Source organism: Pseudomonas sp. MWU12-3103b (assembly GCF_023100615.1).
GTDB lineage: Bacteria > Pseudomonadota > Gammaproteobacteria > Pseudomonadales > Pseudomonadaceae > Aquipseudomonas > Aquipseudomonas putida_A.
Genome location: NZ_JALMEY010000002.1, coordinates 158,799 through 182,289 on the forward strand (window position 1 = coordinate 158,799; position 23,491 = coordinate 182,289).

The following is a 23,491-nucleotide window of genomic DNA, read 5'->3' on the forward strand; positions in this document are numbered from 1 at the left end:
TTGGTGTTACTTCAAGACAGATGTATCAGGCTTCCAGACCGAGAATGTCGCGCGCCACGGCCTCGGCAATCCGAATCCCGTCGACCCCCGCCGACAGAATCCCGCCGGCATAACCCGCACCTTCACCCGCGGGGAACAGACCTTTGACGTTCATGCTCTGCAGCGACTCGTTACGCGTGATGCGCAGCGGCGACGAGGTGCGGGTTTCGATCCCGGTCAAGACCGCATCGTGCAGCGAGTAGCCGCGAATCTGCTTTTCGAACGCCGGCAACGCTTCACGAATCGCTTCGATGGCAAAGTCCGGCAGCGCCAGGGCCAGATCGCCCAGGGCTACGCCCGGTTTGTACGACGGCTCGACTTCGCCCAGTTCGGTGGACGGGGTGCCGTTGATGAAGTCGCCGACCAGTTGCGCCGGGGCCTTGTAATCGCTGCCGCCGAGGATGAACGCGTGGGACTCCAGACGCTCCTGCAACTCGATACCGGCCAGCGGGCCGCCCGGGTAATCGACTTCCGGGGTGATGCCGACGACGATCCCAGAGTTGGCGTTACGCTCGTTACGCGAGTACTGGCTCATGCCGTTGGTGACCACACGGTTCGGCTCGGAGGTCGCTGCAACCACGGTGCCGCCCGGGCACATGCAGAAGCTGTAGACCGAACGACCGTTCTTGGCGTGGTGCACCAGTTTGTAGTCAGCGGCACCGAGTTTCGGGTGGCCGGCATATTTGCCCAGCCGCGCACGGTCGATCAGCGATTGCGGGTGTTCGATGCGGAAACCCACCGAGAACGGCTTGGCTTCCATGAACACGCCACGGCTGTGAAGCATGCGGAAGGTGTCGCGGGCACTGTGGCCGAGGGCCAGGACCACGTGTTTCGAATGCAGGGTTTCGCCGCTCGCCAGTTCGACGCCGACCAGTTGACCGTCTTCGATCAGCACATCGGTGACGCGCTCCTGGAAGCGCACTTCGCCACCCAGGGCGCGGATCTCTTCACGCATGGTCTCGACCATGCCGGTCAGACGGAACGTACCGATGTGCGGTTTGCTGACGTAGAGAATCTCTTCCGGCGCGCCGGCCTTGACGAATTCGTGCAGGACTTTGCGACCGAGGAACTTCGGATCCTTGATCTGGCTGTACAGCTTGCCGTCGGAGAACGTGCCCGCGCCGCCTTCGCCGAACTGCACGTTGGACTCGGGGTTGAGCACGCTTTTACGCCACAGGCCCCAGGTGTCCTTGGTGCGCTGACGAACTTCGGTGCCGCGCTCGAGGATGATCGGCTTGAAGCCCATCTGCGCCAGCAGCAGGGCGGCGAAAATCCCGCACGGGCCGAAACCGACCACGATCGGGCGCTGGCTCAGGTCGCTCGGCGCCTGACCGACGAATTTGTAGCTGACATCCGGCGCCACGTTGACGTTACGGTCGTCGGCGAACTTGCCCAGCACCTTGGCCTCGTCGCGCACGTTGAGGTCGATGGTGTAGATGAAGCACAGTTCGGAGGACTTTTTTCGCGCGTCGTAGCTGCGCTTGAACAAGGTGAAATCGAGCAAGTCATCGCTGGCGATGCCCAGGCGCTGCACGATGGCAGCACGCAGGTCTTCTTCGGGATGGTCGATTGGCAGCTTGAGTTCGGTGATTCGTAACATGGCGAGGATCCGGATTCGCGGGGCGCACAACTGCGCCAGGGCGTTTGAAGGCCGCGATTATAAGCCGCAAAGGCCGGATCCGGTGAGGCTAAAACGCTCAGTCGTTGCGCGATCCGCCGAAATACCCGCAACCACGCTCGACCTTGCCGTCGATGCGCAGCTCGGCGCTCATGTGCTGCACGCTGCCGGTGCTGCTGTCGACGCAGCGTTGCGGCGCAACCCACAACTCGATGCGCTGGTTGTTGGCTTCGCTGCTGAGGTTGAAGCGACCGTCGCCCAGTTGCTCTTCGACATAAGGCACGGCCAGTGCCGGCTGGCCTTCGCGGTCGATGACCATGCCCTTGCCGCTGACTTTGACGTTCCATTCGGGACCGTGGCCGGCAGCACGCAGGATCAACAGCTTGAAGTTCGGGTCATCGCACGCAGTGCCAGAGCGCTCGACCCGGTACAACTGGCCGAGGTCGAGGCGGTCGCCGACGAGCTTGCCGCGCACATCGGCAAACAGCTTGCCCTGTTGGTCGGCGAGGGTCGCAGCCTCTTGCAGCACGCTGGTGCCGCCGATGTCGTTGACCACGTACTGACGCTGTTCGCCACACGGCTGGAACACCAGTTTGCCCTCGGCTGCCGTCAACTGCCCCTGCATCCGGGTCTGCCCGACGTGGGACGCGCTTTCACGCGGGCCATCGAGCAATTGGCAGGCGGCGAACAACGGCAGCAGGGCAACAACGATCAACGAACGGGCAACACGCATCTTCGGCTCTCCAGACAAGTGCCGCCACGTTACGCAGGCTGACCGTTGATCACAAGGGTTTAGCCCACGTGAAAGGTCTGGCCGGTTTGCAGGCCTTCGACACTTTTCGCGTAGGCCAATGCCACATCGGCTGCCGGAACCGGCTTGTAGCCACGGAAGTACGGGGCGTAGCTGCCCATCGCTTCCTGCAGCACGGTCGGGCTGATCGAGTTGATGCGCAGGCCACGCGGCAATTCGATGGCGGCGGCTTTGACGAAACTGTCCAGGGCGCCGTTGACCAGTGCCGCCGAGGCGCCGGAGCGGATCGGGTCGTGGCTGAGCACGCCGGTGGTGAAGGTGAACGAGGCGCCGTCGTTGGCGTATTCGCGACCGATCAGCAGCAGGTTGACCTGGCCCATGAGCTTGTCTTTCAGGCCCAGGGCAAAACTGTCGGCGTTCATCTCGCCCAGAGGGGCGAAGGTCACATTGCCCGCAGCGCAGACCAGCGCGTCGAACTTGCCGGTTTGCTCGAACAGTTTGCGAATCGACGCGCTGTCGCTGATGTCCACCTGGAAGTCGCCGCTGCTGCGACCGATGCGAATCACTTCATGACGCTGACTCAGCTCTTTATCCACGGCCGAACCGATGGTGCCGGCGGCACCGATCAACAGAATCTTCATGGGCTGTTCCTCAATGGGTTGAACGAGGTTTCAGTCTAGAGTGGTTTTTTCTGCGGATAAGCGCACTAATAGGCAACCTTTGGTTTTCAAATGGAAACAATCCATGAGCGAAATGGATGATCTGGCGGCGTTCGCGGTGTTGATCGAGGCCGGCAGTTTTACCCTGGCGGCGCAGCAACTGGGTTGCAGCAAGGGCCAGTTGTCCAAGCGCATCAGCCAGTTGGAAGCGCAGTTTTCGGTGGTGTTGCTGCAACGCACGACGCGTCGTTTGAGCCTGACTGCCGCCGGCGCCGCTTTGCTGCCACAGGCGCAGGCGCTGGTCGTCCAGGTGGAGCGCGCGCGGCAGGCATTGGCGCGTTTGAAGGACGACATGGCCGGCCCGGTGCGGATGACGGTGCCGGTGTCGCTGGGGGAAACGTTTTTCGATGGCTTGCTGCTGGAGTTCTCGCAGAAATACCCCGAGGTGCTGATTGAGCTGGAGCTGAACAACCACTATCGCGACCTGTCCCGGGATGGCTTCGATCTGGCGATTCGCTCCGAGGTGGCCAATGACGAGCGGCTGGTGGCCAAGCCGCTGCTGGCGTGGCAGGAAATGACCTGCGCCAGCCCGGCCTATCTAGAACAGTTCGGCGAACCGCTGACCCCGCAGGAGCTGGCCGAACACCGTTGCCTGCTCAACAGCCACTACAGTGGTCGCGAGGAATGGCTGTATCACCAACAGCACGAATTGCTGCGGGTGCGGGTGTCGGGGCCGTTCGCCAGCAACCATTACAACCTGCTGAAGAAAGCCGCACTGGCCGGCGCCGGTATCGCACGATTGCCGTCGTACCTGCTGCAAACGGAGTTGGCTGATGGCCGGTTGCGCTGGCTGCTGCGCGATTTTCAGACGCGCCGGATGCCGATGTATCTGGTGCACCCATACCAGGGCGGTTTGCCCAAACGCACGCAAGTGCTGGCGGATTATCTGATTGGCTGGTTCAAACGCAGCGGCGAGGCGTTGGATCGACTTCAGCGCTAACTCATTTTCTGTAGGAGTGAGCCTGCTCGCGATTGCGTAAGCAAATTCAACAGAAATGTTGGCTGGATTACCGCTATCGCGAGCAGGCTCACTCCTACAGTTTGTGGTCAGCTGACAAAACGTCGTGCGATCAGATGATCAATCGACAATTTCCCCGGTCCGGTCGCCATCAGGTACAGCAACACTGCCGCCCAGGTGCCATGGGTCGGGTAGGCATCGGGGTAGACAAACACCTCGATGACCAGCGTCATGCCCAGTAGCGCCAGCGCCGAAAACCTCGTGGCGAAGCCGATCAATATCAGCACCGGAAAAAAGTGTTCGGCAAACGCCGCCATGTGTGCAGCGACTTCCGGTGCCAGCAGCGGTACGTGGTATTCGCTCTGGAACAACGGAATCGTCGAGTCCGCCAAGCGTGGCCAGCCGAGTTGAACGGTGCCGTCGATCAAGTCGATGGCCAGCCCCTCGACCTTGGTCTGCCCGGACTTCCAGAACACCGCGGCAATCGAGAATCGCGCGATGAAGGCGATCAGGCTGTGGGGGATTTTTTCCATTAATCCGATGGCGCGAATGATGAGGTTGTTCATGGCGATACCTTGGTGTTCAGGTCGGTGATGGCGTTGTGGCCGATCAGCAGGGCGAGCGTCTGCGGCAGATCGAAAGGTGGACTGTCTTGCGCGGCTTGCAGCAGCGGTCGGTGATGGAGCAGATGGCGGATGAATACGCTGGCGCCGTGATCGAGGGCAAACACCTCGACCTCCAGACCGTTGCGCAGCACCAGTGCGTGTTGCCCTTGATGGATGTCGATGCCTGCCAGCGTCGCTTCTCCTTGATGCGCCGCCCAGATCGAAACCACCGCGTAAGCCGAATCGAGCAGGTGCAGCGAGGGATGCAGGGTGATGTCCAGTTCGGCGAGTGTTTGCGGATCGGCCAGTGCAGCGCTGATCTGTTGCGCACTGACCGTCGCGGCATCGGCGGCGTGATAAGCGCGGGTGCGCAAGCGTTCGAGCCGTGCGACATCGGCCAGATACGGCACCTCGGCCGCCGGTTCGAATGCGTCAATGAAGTCCGCCAGACCGTCGCCGTAACGGCTCATCAACGGACTGTGCGGCGGCTGCTGCTGGATGAATATGCCGGCCATGCCACGAAAGAATTCCTCGCCGACCAATTGCTGCACCACCGGATAACTGTCGGCCAGCGCGTTGATCAACGAACCTTGCACGTTATTGCGATACACCGAGAATCGGCTGGCAGGATCGGCACCGTTGGCGCTGCACAGGCCGGCGGGGCAGGGCAGGCGAGTGTCGAGCAGGGCGGCGCTGAAGTCGGCTTGCGTGCTCATGGCCGACTCCCAGCGTGCAGCAACAACGCTTCGGCCTGCTGCGCCTCGGCCAGCAGCACATTGAACGCCGGAACCTGATTGTCCCGCTCGATCAAGGTTGCCACCGGGCCAACGCGTTCGAGCGCCTGTCGGTATAGCGCCCAGACCGCGTCATCAATCGGCGCGCCGTGATCGTCGATCAGCAAACGGTCGCCGAGGCTGTCGGCATCTTCGGCGAACCCGGCCAGATGAATCTCGCCAACCGCGTGCAACGGCAGCGCGTCGAGGTAGGTCAGTGGATCGCGTTGATGATTGATGCACGAGACGTAGACGTTGTTGACGTCGAGCAGCAAACCGCAGCCGCTGCGGTGGATCACCTCGGTGATGAACGCCGGCTCGTCGATGGTCGAGCGCTCGAAGCCGAGATAGGTCGCTGGATTCTCCAGCAGCATCGGCCGCTTGAGGCTGTTCTGCACTTGATCGATGTGTTCGCAGACGCGGTTCAGCGTCGGCGTGTCATACGCCAGCGGCAGCAGGTCATTGAGGAACACCGGGCCGTGGCTCGACCAGGCCAGGTGTTCGGAAAAGGCTTGCGGTTGATAACGCTCGATCAGTGTTTGCAGGCGTTGCAGGTGCTGAATGTCCAATGGCCCTTCGGCCCCGATGGACAGCCCGACACCGTGCAGCGACAGCGGATACTGCTCGCGGATCAAGCCGAGAAAATGATGAAACGGACCGCCGTCGACCATGTAGTTTTCGGCGTGGACTTCAAAGAAACCGATGTCCGGTTGGGTGCCGAGCACTTCAACAAAGTGCCCGGTCTTGAGCCCCAGCCCCGCGCGGGGCGGGAGCCCGCAGAGGGCTGCCCGAGTGCGCGGTGGGACAGGTTCGCTGGTGGTGAACATGGGCGTCACTCGGGCAGGCAATGGATCAGGACTTGGCTTTGAAGGCTTCCATCTGACCGAAACCGGTCGGCGAGGTCTTGCTCTCGGTGGTGGTGCAGGTGCCTTTCGGCACGAACTTCCACGAATTGGCCTGGTAGTCCATCTTCGCTGTGCCGGCACAGGTAGTGCCCGCGCCCGCGGCGCAATCGTTGTGACCCTTCATGGCCACACCGAAGCATTTTTCCATGTTGCTGTTGTCGGCGGCATTGGCGCTGGAAACGGCAGTCATGCTCAGGGCGGAACCAAGAGCCAGAACCAGTGCAGCGGCGGACAGGGTGCGAGTGGTAGCAGTCATGATGTTTCTCCAGATTTGAGCTTGGGTTTTACAAGCGAAGTGCGCTTGCTTACCCCACTAGAGAACGCTCATGGCGATGCGTTACAGCGCAGTGCAAAGTTTTTTCGAAAAGATTTTCGAACACTGCAATCCACTGTGTGAGCGGGCTTGCTCGCGAAGGCGGTGTGTCATCAAACATCAATGGCGTCTGACACTACGCCTTCGCGAGCAAGCCCGCTCCCACACTGGATTGTGTTCACTCTCGCCTGTTCTATAGTCATTTCAACGGCCAACTCTGACAGGCCGATTTACCAGGACGGTATCTCATGACGAAGGATCGCTCAGCCCGCGCTGCGCTATTGCGCACGACTTCATCTTTTACGCTCGCCTGCACGCTGCCCCTGCTGTTCGGCACGGCTTGCGCCCAGACGCAGGTTGATCCGCTGGACACGCTCAAGCGCATCAACAGCAACTACAACACCCTCAAGGACGCTTGCCAGGAACCCGATACCGGTGCTGCGCGCGGGTTGTATTACTGCAGCGGCGTGACCTTGCGCATGGTCAATGACGGGCCATTCAATCCGTGGGATTACAGCCCCTATGCGATCAAGATCGGCGCGACGTCCTACTCGTGGATCCGCAGGGATCTGAGCACGCGCATTCTGATTCACCCAGCCGGTTTCATCCTGCGCACGCCCACCGATGCCGCGGCATTGAAGCTGCCGGTCAAAGAGCAGGGCTTTACCTGCATCTATGCGTTCGATGGCGGCACCGGGCCGGAGCGCAAGTGGTATGGCTGCGGTTTCTTCGACAGCCGCGAACCGCCTCGCGCGGCGCAAGGCACGCTGAACAATCGCAATGCCGCGCTGGCATACGGCACCTGCGCCGAGGCCGGTGTCACCACTGCCGAGCAGTGGACGCAGAAATACACCGGGCTGATGAAGGGGCCGATCCAGTACGGCCAATGTTCGTGGAACGCGGAAAAACCCAGCGACTGGCACGCGATGATCCGCGTGCACGAGTCGCGGCCGAACACCACCAACAAGGATCCTTTTGCCTTCAGTGCCCAGGTCAACGAGTTCATGTTGAAGAACGCCACCGCGAGCAACGATGGCAGTGAAAACATGAAGTACATCGATGCCTTCATCTACAACGTCAACAGCACGCAGAATTTTGCGACCCGCGGTGATCAGGCGCCGCCGAAACCGGAGAACGGTCTGAACAGCGCGCGCAATTTCCAGAAAAAACTCCAGGCCCAGGGCTACAGCGTGCCGATCCTGCGTCTGGACTTCACCAAGCCAGCCGAACAGCGTTTCAGCTATGTCGCTGCCGATCAGGCGATCGCCGAAATGGTGGTGGGTGGGGCCCCGGTGCCGCAATACATTGCCTCCGCCGACTGGATCAAACGTTACGACCCCGGCACCCGCAAGGATGAATGGAGCCTGAGCATCGTGCCCACCGCGGCGGGGCGCGCCTTGCCCGGTGAGCAGGTCGGCGCTCTGTACGATCAGTTGTTCGCCCTTAAGGGGCCGGACAGCAACTGGCGCGACAACGAAAAGTCCGCTGGCAGCATGCGTCAGCAACTGCGCTGCGTGATGGTCAATTACCGCAACAAGACGCCATGGAATCTGGAACCGTTCAGGCCGGCGTTGTCGAACAGCGAGACTCGCGCCGCGGGTTGCAACCCGGTCCCGCGTTGAGTGTGTTGGCTAATCAAGGAGATGCAAGCCATGAAGAAACGTCTGAACAGGATCGCCCCGTTGCTCGTGTTGCCGCTGTTGGTGCATGCGGCATGGGCCAATGCCGAGTCATGCGACGAAACGCTGAGGAAGGTTGAAAAACTCTACAACAATACCGTCGACAGTTGCGGTCAGGACCCCGCGTCGGACTGCTCAGGGCTGCTGGTGCGCGGCACGCACCGGGCCGATCCGGCCAAGGGGCAAAAGTGGGACGTCTGGAACCCCAGCCCGAAAGCCGTGGAGCTGGGCACATTTGCCGCCTCGTTCATGCGCGCCGACGGCATCAGTTATGAAGACCCTGGCATGAGCACGCAGAACGGCTACCTGATTACGCCCCGGGATCTGGTGAAAGACCCCGAGACGCCGGTGCATGTCTATTGCGCGTTTCCCAACGATGCCTGGACCGACTTTCGCAACGATCGTGGCTGTGGCGACAACAAGAACACCGCCCCGACCGAGGCAGTCTGCCAGGCCATGAAGCCACCTATCACGAGTCCGAATACCTGGGTGGCGCACTTCACCCAATACAACAACAATCGTCAGCAGGATCAGTTGCAGTGCGGCTTCAACATGCGCAATCCGATGAGCAGCAAGGAGCGAGTTGACGCCTTTCGCAACTTCATGGGCGCGCGCAAAGTCATCAACAGCCGTGAGTTTCAGACTCAGACCGAGCTGCGCCTGGGCAATCCGAAAACCGATGAACTGCCGATTCTGGCGTTTTTCTACAGCGATCAGCGCGGCTTGAATGATGCCTTGGCCAATCAAAAGGATTACAAGGCCAAGACCGGCAAGGATCGCAACATCATCAAGATCGACTTCCCGAGAACGCCGGTGGCCAAGGCCTCTTTCTCGTGCATCCAGACCTCGACGCCGACAGAACCGAAATTCTGCGACAAGTACATCGAGTCCAGCACCTGGGTACAGCGTCCCGATCCGAAACTGGGGCCGAAGACCTGGTCGCTCTCGGTCGTACCGACTGCATGTGGTCGGGCGATCAAGGACGACCAGACCGACCGGATGTTTGCCGAGCTGTACAACAAGCACAAAGACGATCCGCAGTGGCGAGAATACAGCGTCAATGGCGGGTCGTTGCGGCGGCAGATGGTCTGCCATCTGGCGGCGGTCTACGACGGCAAGCCTGTGAGGAACAAGCCTGAGTGGAACCTTGAGCCGGCACGGCCTTATGTCGATCAGGCGAAGGCGGTGGCGCAGTACTGCAACCCCTACTGACGGCTTTTGATTGTGTGGGAGCGGGCTTGCTCGCGAAGGCGTAGTGTCAGACACCATTGATGTCGGATGACACAGCGCTTTCGCGAGCAAGCCCGCTCCCACAGGGGATCTGTGTTGGATTCAATCTATCTGCCAGGCACAAAAAAAACGGCCCGAAGGCCGTTTTTCTGTTCAGCGAAAAGGATCAACCGCCGAGGTACGCCTCGCGCACTTTCGGGTCGGTCAGCAGCGCTTCACCGGTGCCTTGCATGACCACGCGGCCGTTCTCCAGAACGTACGCACGGTCAGCGATTTTCAGCGCCTGGTTGGCGTTCTGCTCGACCAGGAACACCGTTACACCGTCCTTGCGCAGCTGTTCGATGATGTCGAAGATCTGCTGGATGATGATCGGTGCCAGGCCCAGCGACGGCTCGTCGAGCAGCAGCAGTTTTGGCTTGCTCATCAGCGCCCGGCCGATGGCAAGCATCTGCTGTTCGCCGCCGGACATGGTGCCGCCGCGCTGGTTGAAGCGTTCTTTCAGGCGCGGGAACAGGCCGAGGACCTTGTCCATCTGCTCCTGATAGTCGCCCTTGTCGGTGAAGAAGCCGCCCATCGACAGGTTCTCTTCGACGGTCAGCCGGGCGAATACCCGACGACCTTCCGGCACCACCGCGATGCTCTTGCGCATGATCTGCGAAGAGTCCTGGCCGACCAGTTCCTCACCCATGTAACGGATGCTGCCGCTGTGCGCCTGCGGCGAACCGCAGAGCGTCATCAGCAACGTGGACTTGCCGGCACCGTTGGCGCCGATCAGCGTCACGATCTCGCCCTGACGGACTTCGACGTTGACGCTGTGCAGGGCCTGGATCTTGCCGTAGAAGGTGGAAACGTTTTCGAACTGCAGCATTTACGCTTCCCCCAAGTAGGCTTTGATCACTTCAGGATTGTCGCGGATCTGTTCCGGCGTACCGTCAGCCAGAGGTGTGCCCTGGTTGATCACGACGATGTGGTCGGAAATGCTCATGACCAGTTTCATGTCGTGTTCGATCAGCAGCACGGTGACGTTGTGCTCTTCACGCAGCACGCTGATCAGCGCCTTGAGGTCTTCGGTTTCCTTCGGGTTCAGACCGGCGGCCGGTTCGTCGAGCATGAGGATCCGTGGGCGGGTCATCATGCAGCGGGCGATTTCCAGGCGCCGTTGCTGACCGTAGGCCAGGGTGCCGGCGGTACGGTTGGCGAACTCTTTCAGGTTGACCTTTTCCAGCCAGTATTCGGCGTATTCCATGGCCTCGCGTTCGCTCTTGCGGAACGCCGGGGTCTTGAACAGGCCGGACAGGAAGTTGGTGTTCAGGTGACGGTGCTGGGCGATCAACAGGTTCTCGACCGCCGTCATGTCCTTGAACAACCGCACGTTCTGGAAGGTGCGCACCACGCCCTTGAGGGCAATCTTGTGCCCCGGCAGGCCCTGGATCGGCTCGCCGTCCAGCAGGATGCTGCCGCCCGATGGCTGGTAGAAACCGGTCAGGCAGTTGAACACGGTGGTCTTGCCCGCGCCGTTCGGCCCGATCAGCGCCACCACTTGTTTTTCCTTGACGGTCAGGGCCACGCCATTGACCGCCAGCAAGCCGCCGAAGCGCATGCTCAGATTTTCAACCTTCAGGATCTCGCGGCTCATTTTCGCAACTCCATGTGTGGGCGTTGCATCGGCAGCAGACCTTGTGGACGCCAGATCATCATCAACACCATCAGCGCACCGAACATCAACATCCGGTATTCGCTGAACTCACGCATCATTTCCGGCAACAGGATCATCACCACGGCCGCGAGAATCACGCCCAGCTGCGAGCCCATGCCACCCAGCACGACGATGGCGAGGATGATCGCCGACTCGATGAAGGTGAACGACTCCGGCGTCACCAGACCCTGACGGGCAGCGAAGAAGCTACCGGCGAAACCGGCGAAGCTCGCACCCAAGGTGAACGCCGACAGCTTGATGATCGTCGGATTCAGACCCAGTGCACGGCAGGCGATTTCATCTTCACGCAGCGCTTCCCACGCACGGCCGATCGGCATGCGCAGCAGGCGGTTGATGATGAACAGCGCTGCCAGCGCCAGCAACAGGGCAACCAGGTAGAGGAAGATCACCTTGTTGATCGAGTTGTATTCGAGGCCGAAATACTCGTGGAAGGTTTGCATGCCTTCCGCCGCTTTACGTTCGAAGGTCAGGCCGAAGAACGTCGGTTTCTCGATGTTGCTGATGCCGTTCGGACCACCGGTGATATCGGTCAGGTTACGCAGGAACAGACGAATGATTTCGCCGAAACCGAGGGTCACGATCGCCAGATAGTCACCGCGCAGACGCAACACCGGGAAGCCCAGCAGGAAGCCGAACGTCGCCGCCATCAGACCGGCAATCGGCAGGCAGATCCAGAAGCTCAGGCCGTAGTAGTGCGACAGCAGCGCGTAGCTGTAGGCGCCGACGGCATAGAAACCGACGTAACCGAGGTCGAGCAGACCGGCCAGACCGACGACGATGTTCAGACCGAGGCCGAGCATCACGTAGATCAGGATCAGCGTGGCGATGTCCACCGCTCCGCGGGAGCCGAAGAACGGCCACACCAGTGCACCGAGGATCAGCGCAATGATGATGTAGCGTTGCGTGGTCGGCAGGGTCAGGAAGTTGCTGGCCTTGGCCGGGATCAACGGCAGGCCCGGCGAGGATTTCCACGCCTTGCTGATCTGCTGGTTGAACAGCACGCGCAGGAACATCAGCACCGAGCACACGGCGATGGTCGCCAGAATGGCCGGGCTGGTGCCGTGCACTTCGAGGTTGATGCCGACGATGGTCAGTTTCAGACCGAGTACCGGGTAGGCCACGGCCCACACCAGCAAGGCACTGAACAGTGCCTGTTTAAGATTCCTAGTCATACTTTCTCAACCTCCGGACGGCCCAGAATGCCGGTCGGACGGAACAACAGCACCAGAACCAACAAGCCGAAAGCCACGACGTCCTTGTACTGGTCGCCGAAGATATCGGCGCCAAAGGCTTCCGCCACCCCAAGCACCAGCCCGCCGAGCATGGCGCCGGGGATGCTGCCGATCCCGCCCAGTACCGCAGCGGTGAAGGCCTTGAGGCCGACGAGGAAACCGGCGTTCGGGTTGATCACGCCGTACTGCATGCTCAGCAGCACAGCCGCAACGGCTGCCAGCGCAGCACCGATGACGAAGGTCAGGGCGATGATGTTGTTGGTGTTGATGCCCAGCAGGTTGGCCATCTTGATGTCTTCGGCGCAGGCACGGCAGGCGCGACCCAGGCGAGAGCGGGAGATGAACAGCGTGAGGCCGAGCATGGCGACCAGGGTCACCACGAACACCACGATTTGCATGTAGGAAATCAGCACTTCATGTGCACCACCTGGCCCGATGGAGAAGTTGCCGGGGATCAGGTTGGGGATGGATTTGTCCTTGGAGTCTTGCGCGAGCAGAACCGTGTTCTGCAGGAAGATCGACATACCGATCGCGGAAATCAGCGGGATCAGACGGTTGCTGCCGCGCAGGGGGCGGTAGGCGATCCGTTCGATGCTGTAACCGTAGGAACTGGTGACGACGATGCTCGCGATGAACGCGGCGGTCATCAACAGCGGGACGTTGTCGATTCCCATCATGGCCAGCCCGGCGATGGCGATGAACGCCACGTAGGAACCGATCATGTACACCTCGCCGTGGGCGAAGTTGATCATTCCAATGATGCCGTAAACCATCGTATAGCCGATGGCGATCAGGGCATACGTGCTGCCAATGGTCAGGCCATTAACCAGCTGTTGGAAGAAGTGATAGATGTCAGGCATTACAACGCTCCTAAAAACCTGATACGCATTTCACTGGTGGAGTCATTTTCCCGCCCGGCCCCGTGGATCTTTATCCACTTCGAATCCGGGTTTTGCCAGCGAACCGCTGATGACGGTTTTGAGATTTTCAGGTGGGGAGACTGGCGGATCACGCCAGCGCGGCCCATACATTCGTAAAACAAAGCCCACGGCACGCCGTGGGCTTTATTGGCAGTCAGTCAGGGCGCGCCTTACTGAGGCGAAACTTCAGTTTTCGGTTTGCCGAAGTGCCACTCGTAAACCACAAATTTGAAGTCCTTCAGGTCGCCCTTGGCGTCGAAGCTCAGGTCGCCGGTAGGGGTCTTGAAGGTGCCGGCGTGGATGGCTTCGGCCACTTTGGCAGGGTCTTCGGATTTGGCTGCGGTGATACCGCCGGCAATCACTTCAACCGCCGAGTAGGAAGGGAACACGAACGGGCCGCTCGGATCTTCTTTCTTCGCCTTGAAGGCATCAGCCAGGGCAACGTTGGCCGGATCCTGGTCGAAGGATTTCGGCAGGGTCACCAGCAGGCCTTCGGAGGACTCTTTGGCGATCTGCGAAATGGAGTCGTTACCCACGCCTTCCGGACCCATGAACTTGGCTTTCAGGCCTTTTTCCTGGGATTGACGCAGGATCAGACCCAGCTCCGGGTGGTAGCCGCCGTAGTAGACGAAGTCGACGTTAGCTTGCTTGAGCTTGGCGATCATCGAGGAGAAGTCCTTGTCGCCGGCGTTGACGCCTTCGAACACGGCGACTTTCACGCCTTTCTTCTCCAGAGTCGCCTTGACTGCGGTAGCGATGCCTTCACCGTATTGCTGCTTGTCGTGCAGGACGGCAACGATTTTCGGCTTCACGTGGTCGGCGATGTAGTTACCGGCGGCAGGGCCCTGGGCGCTGTCCAGACCGATGGTGCGGAAGACCATTTTGTAACCACGGGCGGTGATGTCCGGGCTGGTGGCAGCCGGGGTGATCATCACGACGCCTTCGTCTTCGTAGATGTCCGAAGCAGGCTGAGTGGAGCTGGAGCACAGGTGACCGACCACGAACTTGACGCCGTCGTTGACGACCTTGTTCGCGACCGCTACCGCTTGTTTCGGATCGCACGCGTCATCGTATTCAACGGCTTCGAGTTTCTTGCCGGCGACGCCGCCCTTGGCGTTGATCTGCTCGATGGCCATTTTCGCGCCACTGAACTGCATGTCGCCGTATTGGGCTACAGGACCGGTTTTAGGGCCGGCGATACCGATCTTGATGGTGTCAGCGGCGAACGAATGGCTGGCAACCCCGGCCAGAACCATAGCGGCAAACAGTTTGGAAATCTGCTTAGTAGCCTTAGTCATAGTGCTCCACTCTTACTGTTGTAATTTTTTTGAGTTCTGGCGCCGTAGCTGCAGAACCGGGTCAGATATCTTTGCGATACCCTCCGGAAATGCCCCCGGCAACTGTACCGGTACAGTGTAGAGCGCCGGTTGTTGGCCTGGGAAGCAGGCGCCGAGGGGCAAAACTTGGGGGTGTCGCATTTTTGAATGAAAAAGACAGAATTGCGGCGGGGCTTTCGCGGGCATATATCCCAAACACCAGCATTCCTTGGCGTTCCTGCTCTTTTCGTTCGGTGAAGCCATTTGCAACCGGGTTTTTCTGCCGGACCACCGACGTTATCATTCGCGTCGATTTCTTTTCCGGACAGTCCCATGAATCAAGAACCTAGCACCCTCTATGCCAAGCTGCTTGGTGAAACCGCATCTATTACCTGGAAAGAGCTGGAGCCGTTCTTCGCCAAGGGTGCCCTATTGTGGGTCGACCCGGCCCTGGATTTGATCGCCGCTGCCGAGGCCGTGGCGTCGGATGATGGCGAGAAAGTCGCCGCCTGGCTGGCCGAAGACAAGGTCGCCAAGCTGTCTGAAACGCGGGCGCTGGATATTTTCGAGCGTGATCCAGCGCTGTGGGCGGTGGTGGTGAGTCCGTGGATTCTGATCCAGGAAAGGGCGGTCGCTTGAACTCCCGCACCTTTGTAGTGCGTGAGACCATCAGCGAAAAGTGTGTAGCCGAGTAGCGTGATGGCACGTTGCCGTAGAGAAAGGCCACAAGCGTGGGTGGCCTCACGGTGACGTAAACGTAACGGGAACAGTTTATTGAGCAGCCGGAGGGCTGCTTAATTGTTTCTGGATATTGGAACGACTGAAAGTTATCAGGGAATTTGAGGGCCTCTTCGCGAGCAAGCTCGCTCCCACATGAGAATGCATTTCCCTGTGGGAGCGAGCTTGCTCGCGAATGGGGCGACTCGGTCTGGGATCAGACCGAGTAAGTCTTCCCGGTATGGTTATTCAGGGAAATAACCTTGGTCTTGCCGATTCGGTGACGGTAGATCTCGCGCAGGTACTTGATCGACTTCTTCACGCAATCGCGCGACAGGCGAATGTCGTTGATCGAGACGAACTTGTCCTTGTCGTTGATCAGCTCGCGGTACTTCTTCTCGTACATCGGCTTGATCGCGTACCAGTTGGTGTCGAGGATCTTCGCCGGGTTCTCGAACTCGTTGAGCAGATCGTCGATGCGGTCTTCGTCGAACTCTTCATTAATGATGAAGTCGAGGATCGAGTTGTCCAAAGTCTCGTCAAAACGGTACGGAGTCTTGGCAAAGCAGCGCTTGATGAACGCCACGATCAGGGTCAGGAAGTCGTCCGACAGGCACGGGCTCTTGGCGATCAGGGTGGTCAGCGACAGGTTGGCCGAGGCACCGATCACCAGCGCATAACGCTTGAGCGTGGTGTTGGGGAACAGGCTGTTGAGGTGGGTCTTCAACCGGTTCAGGTCCATGTACGACAGCTTGTAGTCTTTGGGCAACGAGACGATCGACACCACCGACGAGCAGTTCTTGAAGAAGTGCAGGTCGTGCAGCGCCGCGGCGTCGTAGCCGGAATTCTTGTACTGCTCGAGCGAGGCGCGATAGCGCTTGGATTCGATCGGCAGCAGGCTGATGCCTTCGATGGCCTGGGTGACCTTGTTGAAGTGCGGCAGGTCGATCGAACGGAAGAACAGGTCGTCGATGTTCAGACGCTGTGGCTCTTTGTCGAAGACCTTGAACTTGTCGCTGCTCGGCGGCGGGGTTTCCGGCACCACCGATTCGGCGTAGGCAATCGCCACCGGGCCGGCCAGACTCATGAACAGGTCGTTGGCATCCAGGCGAATGGTTTCGCCGATGTCGATGCCGGCGCGGCGGAAGTAGTTCTGGTCGTAGTCGGTGGTCACCGCCTGCGCCGTCAGAATGTTGAAGATCTGCTGCGAGATGTACTGGTTGGCGTGCTTCTCCATCGCATTGACATCAATGTTCTGGATGTTGCCGTCATCGCTCTCTTCGGCGTAACGCATGATGTCGTTGGAGATCAGCATCATCGCGTTCCATGGGCGGATACGGCCCATGACGCTGGCTTCGCTGCTGTCTTCATTGGCGAAGTTGTAGGAGAAATCCCATTCCTCCGACAGGTATTTGCACAGCAGGCGTCCGGCGTTGATGTGCAGCGCCTCGGACATTTCACTGCGGTGATCGGAAATGTTCGGCAGCACGCAGATGCCGCTGGTGAAGATCGGCTCGAACACGAACGAATGCCCGCTCTTGCCGTCGTGTTCGTCCATCGGCTTGGTGTCGAACGTCTTGTTCATGTACGAGTGCTGCTGGGCCAGACCGAATTCCGAAGCCATGCCCGAACCGGTACCGCCGCCGGCACTGAAGATCGAGAAGTACAGGCGCGACTGGTTGGCTTTGATGCCGCAGCTGTCGATCAGGTACGAGTGGATCATTTTCCAGTCAGGGCTGGAGAAGCGCTGGGTGTCCTTGTTGAGGATGATCTTCGCCAGATACTGGCCGAGGATCGGCGCGTTACCGGCGCCACCGGCGTGGACTTCGGACAAGTCCATGATCTTCATTTTGCTGTAATCGCGCAGGAAGCCGCTTTTCTCGCCCTTGCGCGAGAAGCGGATGCGCCCGGCGATGTCCTTGTCGAGGTCGCCGAGCATCACCAGCGGTTCGACGAGGAACACCGGTTTGCTCGACTTGTTGGTGCCGATCCGCAGGTTGTTTTTGATCCACTGCGCCGGGCTGTAGCCCTTGTCGGCCAGACGGCGGTCAGCAGCGCGGTCTTCGTTGTTGAATTCGTTGAGGTAGAACTTGCGCGCGTTGTACACCAGCTCCGCGACGTCGAGTGCGATGTTCGAGCCGCAGCGACCGAGGCCGATCAGGCACACCGACGGAAACTCCTGATCGTTGTGCTGTTCGTTGTCGCCTTCCAGGTGCGGTGGACGCGGGAACACCAGATCACGCAGGCCATCGAGGTTGTCGAGGATGCGGTCGGTGTTGGTTTCGGTGTAGTACAGATATTGCTGAGTGCCCAGCGGGCGCGAGGGAGGCAATGGCTTCGATGATGACGGGCTGTTTGCGGCAGGGCTCAGGGTCAGATCGGATACCGCGGTGGCGGGATTGTTTTTAGAAGTCATTGTGCGCCATATACCTGGACTGGTTGGTCCGCTGACCAGTGTCAGCGAGCCTCACGGAATAAGATCTCGCGTCTTTTATTGCGCGAATTTGGCCCGGGCGTCAGGGGCTTGGCCTGATCGTCGCACGGGGGAATCCTTTCCTGATCGCTCATGAATCGGCCATTATTCAGTGATCTTTAATCAAAAAGAGGCGAAATGATGTCAACGCTCCCTTCGTTGGGTTTTGCCGGAATCGGCCTGATGGGCCTGCCGATGTGCCGCCGTTTGCTGGCTGCCGGCTACCCGTTGACCGTGTGGAATCGCAACCCGGCCAAGTGCGCGCCACTGGTCGAAGCCGGCGCCCGGCAGGTGGCAAGCCCCGCTGAACTGTGCGAACACGCGGACGTGGTGATGCTCTGTCTGGCTGACACGGCGGTGGTGCGCGAGGTGGTGTTTGGCGCCGGGGGTGTCGCTGAAGGTGCGAAAAGCGGCCAGTTGCTGGTGGACTTTTCCAGCCTCGAACCGACCGCTACCCGCGAGATGGCAACCGAGTTGGCCGACAAGACCGGGATGAGCTGGCTCGACTCACCGGTGTCCGGCGGCGTGGTGGGTGCCGAGGCCGGCAGTCTGGCGATCATGGTCGGCGGCGCGGTGGCGAATCTGGAGCGGGTGCGCCCGGTGCTGCTCAACCTTGGTCAACGGGTCACGCACATGGGTGGCATCGGCGCCGGGCAGGTCACCAAGGCTTGCAACCAGATGATCGTCGCCTGTAATGCGCTGGTGATCGCCGAAGTAGTGGCGCTGGCCGAACAGGCCGGAGTCGATGCGAGCCTGATTGCCGAAGCGCTGGCCGGTGGTTTTGCCGATTCCAAACCGTTGCAGATCCTCGCCCCGCAAATGGCCGAGAGCCGTTTTGAACCGGTGAAATGGCACGTGCGCACGCTGCTCAAGGACCTCGATACCGCAGTGAAATTCTCCCGCGAACAAGGCTCGGCCACGCCGATCAGCGGATTGGCCGCACAATTGATGCGCCTGCATGGGGCGCAGGGCTTTTTGCAGAAGGATCCAGCGACACTGGTACAAATGTACCGCGCGCCAGACTCAACGGATTGACCGCGTGCGAGTGTTTGCGCTGATTGATTTCTTCCAGCACCGGGCGTAATTCGTCCAGCGGCACCGGGCGGCTGAGCAGGTAGCCCTGAATGAAATCGCAGCCTGAGCGCTCGAGGAATTCGTACTGTTCCAGGCTCTCCACGCCTTCGGTCACCACCTGCAAATGCAGGGTGTGGGCCATGACGATGATCGCCTGGACGATCTCCATGTCGGCGGTCGCCGTGGGAATGTCGAGGATGAACGAGCGGTCGATTTTCAGCGTATTGAGCGGCAGGCGCTTGAGGTAGGCCAGCGATGAATAGCCAGTGCCGAAGTCGTCGATCGACAGCGACACCCCGAGGGCGCGGATCTGCCGCAGCAGCACCAGGGTGTTGGCGATGTTGCCCATCAGCGCGTTTTCGGTGACTTCCAGTTCCAGCCGTTCCGGCGCAACGCCAGCGCTGCGCAGTGCGCTTTCGATCTCATCGGCCAGCTCTTCCCGGGCAAGGTTGAGCGGCGAGCAGTTCCAGGCGATTTTCAGGTCGTTGCAGCCATGCCGCGTCAGTTCGCCAAGGTCAGTGCAGGCCCGGCGCAACACCCAGTTATCCAGTTCGGCGATCAGGCCATTGGTTTCGGCAATCGCGATGAAGCGATCCGGGGCCAGCAAGCCATGCACCGGATGCTGCCAGCGAATCAGCGCTTCGAGTTTGGTCACTCGACCGGTTTTCAGTTCGAAGATCGGTTGGTAATACAGCGTCAGCCCGTTTTCTTCGCGCAGGGCCTGGCGCAGTTCTTCTTCCAGTTGCAGTTCGAGGCTGGCGCGGGTCTTCATGTTGGCACTGAAAAAATGCAGGCCGTTACGCCCGGCGCCCTTGGATTGATACAGCGCCAGATCCGCGTGCTTGAGCAGTTCTTCGCAGGTGGTGCCGTCGTCCGGGAACAGGCTGATGCCGATGCTGGTGGTCATCACCATACGGCGGCCGGCCAGTTCGATCGGCTCCTTCATTTTCAGCATGATCCGTTGCGCCATGTTGCGCGCTTCCTCACGTTCACGCAGGCTGATCAGGATGCAGAACTCGTCACCGCCGAAGCGGGCGACCACGTCTTCATGGCTGCGCACCGAGCCTTTGATGTGATTGGCGATGACTTTGAGCAGGGCGTCGCCGGCGTCATGGCCGAGGCTGTCGTTGATTCGCTTGAAGTGGTCGATGTCGAGAAACATCACCGCGAGCATGCCGCCCTCGCTGGTTTTCTGGTTGAGTTTCTCGGCGAAAAGCTGGTTGAAACCGCGGCGGTTGATCAGGTTGGTCAGCGCGTCGTAATTGGCCACTTGCTGCAATGACATCCGCGCCTGATCGAGCTGGCCGAGCAGGGCGTTGACCCGGCGCAGATCCTGCTCCTTGTTCTGCAGTTTCTTGTCGGCGAGTGCCGCGCTGATCGCGCTGCCGAGAATCAGCAGGATGATCAATGCGACGGTCAGGCCCAGTTGCAGGTAATTGGTTTCGCCACTCAGGGGCGGCACTGCGCCCTCGGGCACCACCAGATGCAACGCGGCCATGCCGGTGAAGTGCATGCTGATGATGCCGGCGCCGAGGATCACTGCGGCGGCGTATTTGAGCAACTGATGAAAACGGCCGCTGCCTTCACGCAGATAACCGGCGACCCACAGCGCGGCGAAGATGGCGCCGATGGCAATCACGATCGACAGGCAGAACAGCAGCGGCTGGTAATACGCAGTGGCCACCGAGTGCATCGCCGCCATGCCGACGTAATGCATGCCGGCGATGCCCAGGCCAATAACGATGGCGGTTTTCAGGTATTGCATCAGCGAGGGTTGAGGCACGCTCAGGGTGTGCATCGCCAGCCATGAGGCGAGCAGGGCGATCACCAGGGAAAACAGAGTGGTGGCCAGTTCGTAATGGATTTCCAGCGGCGCCTGGAATGCCAGCATGGCGATGAAGTGCATGGCCCAAATGCCGCCAGCCAGGCAGGTGGCGCCGATCCAGCGCCAGACCCGTTGCGAACCCGGATCTTCGGCGTGGCCAACCCGCTCGGCCATGTCGAGGGTGGCAAAACTCGCGGCGCAGGCGACCAGATAGGCCACCAGCACCAGCAAGGGATTGTGTGTGCAATCGAGAATGACCTGCCCGCTCTGCGGCAGCTCGGTAACAAACTGCAAACCAAGCCACTCCATAGCATCCCCGTCTGTGAAGTCGTCCCTGCTGCGTCAGCAACGCAGGCGAATGAGAGGAGTATAGAGGCGGTTTTTGCCATGCAAGCGGTAGTGGCACATTGGCGCCAACCATTTCGGCATGAGCCTTATAGCGATTGGCGCTAAACCATCAGGCGCTTTGGTCGTAAGGGATCTGATTCCATTCCGGTTCGAGCGGCGGCAAGCCGAAGCGGGCGCGCGCCTTGTCGCAATCGACATTCTGTTCGCCGTATTCCCAGGAAGCATCGAATTCGCGGCAGGGACTGGAGCGTTGCTCGTAAATCGAGCACTGCACGTTACTGCCCACTTCACCGATCAACGCCGTACACCGCGGCGATTTGCAGTCGGTGCCGTTCATCGCTACCCGACTGGGACTGATCTGCGTCACCAGTTCATCGGGCACTGTACCGCCGGAGGAGGCGCATTCACCCCAGAAAAAAGACACGCGAAAATGGGAACAGCAGGCACCGCAATTCAGACACGGACTGACTTCGGACATGGGGAGGGTATCAAAGGGGTTGATCGGCGAATCCGGACGGATCCGGCGGCTATTCTAGGCTTCGCCATGAACTTGGGAAGGGGGGCGCGAAAGTATTTTTTTGTAGCCGGGTTTTGCCGCAAAACCCCAGGTTTATGGGGGATTGCTGACTTATCAAGGGCTTACGTTTCTTTACAGTGCCATGCCTCGTTATCAGCTTGACGAATGATCACAGACAGCCCCGGCAGGCCTGTCTAGATTGCAGGTTCCGGGCTCGGATGCGTCGGCAGTGAAGCCCACATAACAATAAAGAGACGGACCCATGCAGAACTCGACCCAAGCGGCGAATGCCTGGCGCATTCTGTTCCTGTTATTCCTTGCCAACCTGTTCAATTTCTTCGACCGCACCATTCCGGCGATCATCATCGAGCCGATCCGCATGGAATGGCACCTCAGCGATTTTCAACTGGGAATCGTCGGCACCGCGTTCACCCTGGTTTATGCGATCGCCGGCCTGCCGCTGGGGCGCATGGCCGATACCGGTTCGCGCAGCAAACTGATGGGCTGGGGCCTCGCGACCTGGAGCGCGCTGACGGCGGTCAACGGTCTGGTCGGCAGTTTCTGGAGTTTTCTGCTGGTGCGCATGGGCATCGGCATTGGCGAGGCCAGTTACGCGCCGGCCGCCAACTCGTTGATCGGTGACCTGTTCCCGGCGCACCGTCGGGCGCGGGCCATGGGTATTTTCATGCTCGGTCTGCCGTTGGGCCTGTTGCTGGCATTCTTCACCATCGGCGCGATGGTCAAGGCCTTCGACAGCTGGCGCGCGCCGTTCTTTATCGCGGCGGTGCCGGGGCTGATCCTCGCGGTGTTCATGTTCTTCATCAAGGAACCCAAACGCGGCGCGGCGGAAACCGTGCAGGTGTCCCAAGAGAGAGTCGACAAGCCTATCCGCCGGGTGCTGGCGGTGCCGACATTCCTGTGGCTGGTGATGGCCGGTTTGTGTTTCAACTTCGCCACCTATGCCTGCAACTCGTTTCTGGTGCCGATGCTGCAGCGCTACTTCCTGATGCCGTTGCAGGAGGCGGCGGTGGCGACCGGCGTGATCGTCGGTGTCACCGGGTTGATCGGTCTGACCCTCGGCGGCTGGATCGCTGACAAGATTCATCAACGAGTCGCCAACGGCCGGCTGCTGTTTGCCGGCTTCAGCCTGATCATCTCGACCCTGTGCACCGCGTGGGCGCTGCACGCCGGACGGGTCGAGATCGGCGTGTTCGTCGCGGTGTTCAGCGTCGGCTGGCTGTTTGCCTATAACTTCTACACCTGCGTGTACACGGCGATTCAGGACGTGGTCGAACCGCGCCTGCGGGCCACGGCGATGGCGCTGTTCTTTGCCGGGCTGTACCTGCTCGGCGGCGGCTTGGGGCCAGTGGTGGTGGGGGCGTTGTCCGACCATTTCGCCAAATCGGCGATGCTCTCGGCGGGGGCCGAGCAGATGACTGAAGCGTTCAAGGCTGTGGGGCTGCATGACGCGATGTACCTGATTCCGGTGGCGCTGTTCTTCACCATGGTGTTTCTGTTTCTGGCGGCGCGGTGTTTTGTGCGCGATGCGCAGCGGATGAAGGAGGGGTTGGTTGCGGTGGTTGAGCCTGATGTTTCTGTAGCGACTGCATAACCGCCTTCGCGAGCAAGCCCGCTCCCACATGGGAACGCATTCCAAATTGTGGGAGCGGGCTTGCTCGCGAAGGGTCCATCAGCATCAGCCGATAAATACCAGACAAACAAAAAGGCCCGCATCGCTGCAGGCCTCTTCATTTATAGCGGC

General features: G+C 60.1%; 21 protein-coding genes. 6 read left to right on the forward strand and 15 right to left on the reverse strand.

Features of this window, described 5'->3' with window-relative positions; translation table 11 throughout:
• Positions 1–25 precede the first annotated feature (25 nt).
• The 3 genes from M0808_RS04485 to M0808_RS04495 form a co-directional block, all read right to left on the reverse strand.
• The gene (locus M0808_RS04485; RefSeq protein WP_247840070.1) at positions 26–1,639 is read right to left on the reverse strand and encodes an NAD(P)/FAD-dependent oxidoreductase; all 1,614 of its coding nucleotides are present in this window, start codon (positions 1,637–1,639) and stop codon (positions 26–28) included.
• 97 nt (positions 1,640–1,736) lie between these two features.
• Positions 1,737–2,390, reverse strand: coding sequence for a hypothetical protein (locus M0808_RS04490; protein WP_247840072.1), 654 nt, complete (start codon positions 2,388–2,390; stop codon positions 1,737–1,739).
• A gap of 59 nt (positions 2,391–2,449) precedes the next feature.
• The gene (locus tag M0808_RS04495) at positions 2,450–3,049 is read right to left on the reverse strand and encodes a short chain dehydrogenase (protein ID WP_247840074.1); all 600 of its coding nucleotides are present in this window, start codon (positions 3,047–3,049) and stop codon (positions 2,450–2,452) included.
• 103 nt (positions 3,050–3,152) lie between these two features.
• On the opposite strand from M0808_RS04495, the gene M0808_RS04500 reads away from it, so the two are divergent.
• Positions 3,153–4,067 carry a LysR family transcriptional regulator gene (locus tag M0808_RS04500; protein WP_027614374.1) on the forward strand — a complete coding sequence of 305 codons (915 nt, stop codon included), beginning with the start codon at positions 3,153–3,155 and terminating at the stop codon, positions 4,065–4,067.
• Between the two features lie 107 nt (positions 4,068–4,174).
• Here the strand turns inward: M0808_RS04500 and M0808_RS04505 are convergent, their stop codons facing one another.
• The 4 genes from M0808_RS04505 to M0808_RS04520 are packed head-to-tail and all read right to left on the reverse strand — an operon-like array spanning position 4,175 to position 6,624.
• Positions 4,175–4,651, reverse strand: a complete 477-nt coding sequence (locus M0808_RS04505) for a DoxX family protein (RefSeq protein WP_247840076.1) — start codon at positions 4,649–4,651, stop codon at positions 4,175–4,177.
• Positions 4,648–5,406: a DNA-binding domain-containing protein gene (locus M0808_RS04510; RefSeq protein WP_247840078.1), complete on the reverse strand. Its 759-nt coding sequence runs from the start codon at positions 5,404–5,406 to the stop codon at positions 4,648–4,650. Before M0808_RS04510 ends, M0808_RS04505 begins: the two co-directional genes overlap by 4 nt.
• On the reverse strand, positions 5,403–6,290 hold the full coding sequence (locus M0808_RS04515) for a DUF692 domain-containing protein (protein WP_247840080.1): 888 nt from the start codon (positions 6,288–6,290) through the stop codon (positions 5,403–5,405). Before M0808_RS04515 ends, M0808_RS04510 begins: the two co-directional genes overlap by 4 nt.
• Positions 6,291–6,315: 25 nt before the next feature.
• A complete protein-coding gene (locus tag M0808_RS04520; RefSeq protein ID WP_007969475.1) occupies positions 6,316–6,624 on the reverse strand; it encodes a DUF2282 domain-containing protein in 309 nt (102 codons plus the stop codon).
• Positions 6,625–6,929: 305 nt separating this feature from the next.
• Between M0808_RS04520 and M0808_RS04525 the strand changes: the two genes are divergently transcribed.
• Together M0808_RS04525 and M0808_RS04530 are read left to right on the forward strand one after the other, a co-directional pair.
• The gene (locus tag M0808_RS04525) at positions 6,930–8,303 is read left to right on the forward strand and encodes a DUF2599 domain-containing protein (protein WP_247840082.1); all 1,374 of its coding nucleotides are present in this window, start codon (positions 6,930–6,932) and stop codon (positions 8,301–8,303) included.
• 30 nt (positions 8,304–8,333) lie between these two features.
• Positions 8,334–9,572 (forward strand): DUF2599 domain-containing protein, encoded by a 1,239-nt coding sequence (locus M0808_RS04530; RefSeq protein ID WP_247840083.1) that lies wholly within the window; start codon positions 8,334–8,336, stop codon positions 9,570–9,572.
• Positions 9,573–9,756: 184 nt separating this feature from the next.
• Here the strand turns inward: M0808_RS04530 and M0808_RS04535 are convergent, their stop codons facing one another.
• The 5 genes from M0808_RS04535 to M0808_RS04555 all read right to left on the reverse strand — a co-directional run bounded on the left by M0808_RS04535 (position 9,757) and on the right by M0808_RS04555 (position 14,757).
• Positions 9,757–10,458 carry an ABC transporter ATP-binding protein gene (locus M0808_RS04535; protein WP_003222380.1) on the reverse strand — a complete coding sequence of 234 codons (702 nt, stop codon included), beginning with the start codon at positions 10,456–10,458 and terminating at the stop codon, positions 9,757–9,759.
• Positions 10,459–11,226: a high-affinity branched-chain amino acid ABC transporter ATP-binding protein LivG gene (gene livG / locus M0808_RS04540; protein WP_007969480.1), complete on the reverse strand. Its 768-nt coding sequence runs from the start codon at positions 11,224–11,226 to the stop codon at positions 10,459–10,461.
• Positions 11,223–12,479: a high-affinity branched-chain amino acid ABC transporter permease LivM gene (locus M0808_RS04545; protein WP_007969481.1), complete on the reverse strand. Its 1,257-nt coding sequence runs from the start codon at positions 12,477–12,479 to the stop codon at positions 11,223–11,225. The genes livG and M0808_RS04545 overlap by 4 nt, the downstream gene beginning before the upstream one ends.
• Complete coding sequence (gene livH, locus M0808_RS04550; RefSeq protein WP_027614381.1) at positions 12,476–13,399, reverse strand: high-affinity branched-chain amino acid ABC transporter permease LivH; 924 nt, start codon at positions 13,397–13,399, stop codon at positions 12,476–12,478. The genes M0808_RS04545 and livH overlap by 4 nt, the downstream gene beginning before the upstream one ends.
• A gap of 230 nt (positions 13,400–13,629) precedes the next feature.
• On the reverse strand, positions 13,630–14,757 hold the full coding sequence (locus M0808_RS04555; protein WP_247840084.1) for a branched-chain amino acid ABC transporter substrate-binding protein: 1,128 nt from the start codon (positions 14,755–14,757) through the stop codon (positions 13,630–13,632).
• Between the two features lie 351 nt (positions 14,758–15,108).
• On the opposite strand from M0808_RS04555, the gene M0808_RS04560 reads away from it, so the two are divergent.
• Positions 15,109–15,414, forward strand: a complete 306-nt coding sequence (locus M0808_RS04560; RefSeq protein WP_047292130.1) for a DUF2288 domain-containing protein — start codon at positions 15,109–15,111, stop codon at positions 15,412–15,414.
• A 295-nt stretch (positions 15,415–15,709) separates the two neighbouring features.
• On the opposite strand, the gene M0808_RS04565 is transcribed toward M0808_RS04560, so the two are convergent.
• Positions 15,710–17,908 (reverse strand): hypothetical protein, encoded by a 2,199-nt coding sequence (locus M0808_RS04565; RefSeq protein ID WP_027614384.1) that lies wholly within the window; start codon positions 17,906–17,908, stop codon positions 15,710–15,712.
• Between the two features lie 195 nt (positions 17,909–18,103).
• On the opposite strand from M0808_RS04565, the gene M0808_RS04570 reads away from it, so the two are divergent.
• A complete protein-coding gene (locus M0808_RS04570; protein ID WP_247840086.1) occupies positions 18,104–19,000 on the forward strand; it encodes an NAD(P)-dependent oxidoreductase in 897 nt (298 codons plus the stop codon).
• On the opposite strand, the gene M0808_RS04575 is transcribed toward M0808_RS04570, so the two are convergent.
• Entirely contained in the window at positions 18,891–21,173 is a 2,283-nt protein-coding gene (locus tag M0808_RS04575) for a bifunctional diguanylate cyclase/phosphodiesterase (protein ID WP_247840088.1), read from the reverse strand. The genes M0808_RS04570 and M0808_RS04575 overlap by 110 nt on opposite strands.
• Positions 21,174–21,321: 148 nt before the next feature.
• Complete coding sequence (locus M0808_RS04580; RefSeq protein ID WP_098967577.1) at positions 21,322–21,690, reverse strand: YkgJ family cysteine cluster protein; 369 nt, start codon at positions 21,688–21,690, stop codon at positions 21,322–21,324.
• Positions 21,691–21,991: 301 nt separating this feature from the next.
• Between M0808_RS04580 and M0808_RS04585 the strand changes: the two genes are divergently transcribed.
• A complete protein-coding gene (locus M0808_RS04585; RefSeq protein ID WP_027614388.1) occupies positions 21,992–23,341 on the forward strand; it encodes an MFS transporter in 1,350 nt (449 codons plus the stop codon).
• Positions 23,342–23,491 lie beyond the last annotated feature (150 nt).

Excerpts from the sequence above, each read along its gene's own strand:
- M0808_RS04560 (WP_047292130.1), top strand. The coding sequence starts at position 15,109 with ATGAATCAAGAACCTAGCACCCTCTATGCCAAGCTGCTTGGTGAAACC.
- M0808_RS04485 (WP_247840070.1), bottom strand. The coding sequence starts at position 1,639 with ATGTTACGAATCACCGAACTCAAGCTGCCAATCGACCATCCCGAAGAA.
- livG (WP_007969480.1), bottom strand. The coding sequence starts at position 11,226 with ATGAGCCGCGAGATCCTGAAGGTTGAAAATCTGAGCATGCGCTTCGGC.
- M0808_RS04490 (WP_247840072.1), bottom strand. The coding sequence starts at position 2,390 with ATGCGTGTTGCCCGTTCGTTGATCGTTGTTGCCCTGCTGCCGTTGTTC.
- M0808_RS04585 (WP_027614388.1), top strand. The coding sequence starts at position 21,992 with ATGCAGAACTCGACCCAAGCGGCGAATGCCTGGCGCATTCTGTTCCTG.
- M0808_RS04570 (WP_247840086.1), top strand. The coding sequence starts at position 18,104 with ATGATGTCAACGCTCCCTTCGTTGGGTTTTGCCGGAATCGGCCTGATG.
- M0808_RS04500 (WP_027614374.1), top strand. The coding sequence starts at position 3,153 with ATGAGCGAAATGGATGATCTGGCGGCGTTCGCGGTGTTGATCGAGGCC.
- M0808_RS04530 (WP_247840083.1), top strand. The coding sequence starts at position 8,334 with ATGAAGAAACGTCTGAACAGGATCGCCCCGTTGCTCGTGTTGCCGCTG.
- M0808_RS04535 (WP_003222380.1), bottom strand. The coding sequence starts at position 10,458 with ATGCTGCAGTTCGAAAACGTTTCCACCTTCTACGGCAAGATCCAGGCC.
- M0808_RS04510 (WP_247840078.1), bottom strand. The coding sequence starts at position 5,406 with ATGAGCACGCAAGCCGACTTCAGCGCCGCCCTGCTCGACACTCGCCTG.
- M0808_RS04495 (WP_247840074.1), bottom strand. The coding sequence starts at position 3,049 with ATGAAGATTCTGTTGATCGGTGCCGCCGGCACCATCGGTTCGGCCGTG.
- M0808_RS04580 (WP_098967577.1), bottom strand. The coding sequence starts at position 21,690 with ATGTCCGAAGTCAGTCCGTGTCTGAATTGCGGTGCCTGCTGTTCCCAT.
- M0808_RS04525 (WP_247840082.1), top strand. The coding sequence starts at position 6,930 with ATGACGAAGGATCGCTCAGCCCGCGCTGCGCTATTGCGCACGACTTCA.
- M0808_RS04515 (WP_247840080.1), bottom strand. The coding sequence starts at position 6,290 with ATGTTCACCACCAGCGAACCTGTCCCACCGCGCACTCGGGCAGCCCTC.
- M0808_RS04565 (WP_027614384.1), bottom strand. The coding sequence starts at position 17,908 with ATGACTTCTAAAAACAATCCCGCCACCGCGGTATCCGATCTGACCCTG.
- M0808_RS04575 (WP_247840088.1), bottom strand. The coding sequence starts at position 21,173 with ATGGAGTGGCTTGGTTTGCAGTTTGTTACCGAGCTGCCGCAGAGCGGG.
- M0808_RS04545 (WP_007969481.1), bottom strand. The coding sequence starts at position 12,479 with ATGACTAGGAATCTTAAACAGGCACTGTTCAGTGCCTTGCTGGTGTGG.
- M0808_RS04505 (WP_247840076.1), bottom strand. The coding sequence starts at position 4,651 with ATGAACAACCTCATCATTCGCGCCATCGGATTAATGGAAAAAATCCCC.
- M0808_RS04520 (WP_007969475.1), bottom strand. The coding sequence starts at position 6,624 with ATGACTGCTACCACTCGCACCCTGTCCGCCGCTGCACTGGTTCTGGCT.
- livH (WP_027614381.1), bottom strand. The coding sequence starts at position 13,399 with ATGCCTGACATCTATCACTTCTTCCAACAGCTGGTTAATGGCCTGACC.
- M0808_RS04555 (WP_247840084.1), bottom strand. The coding sequence starts at position 14,757 with ATGACTAAGGCTACTAAGCAGATTTCCAAACTGTTTGCCGCTATGGTT.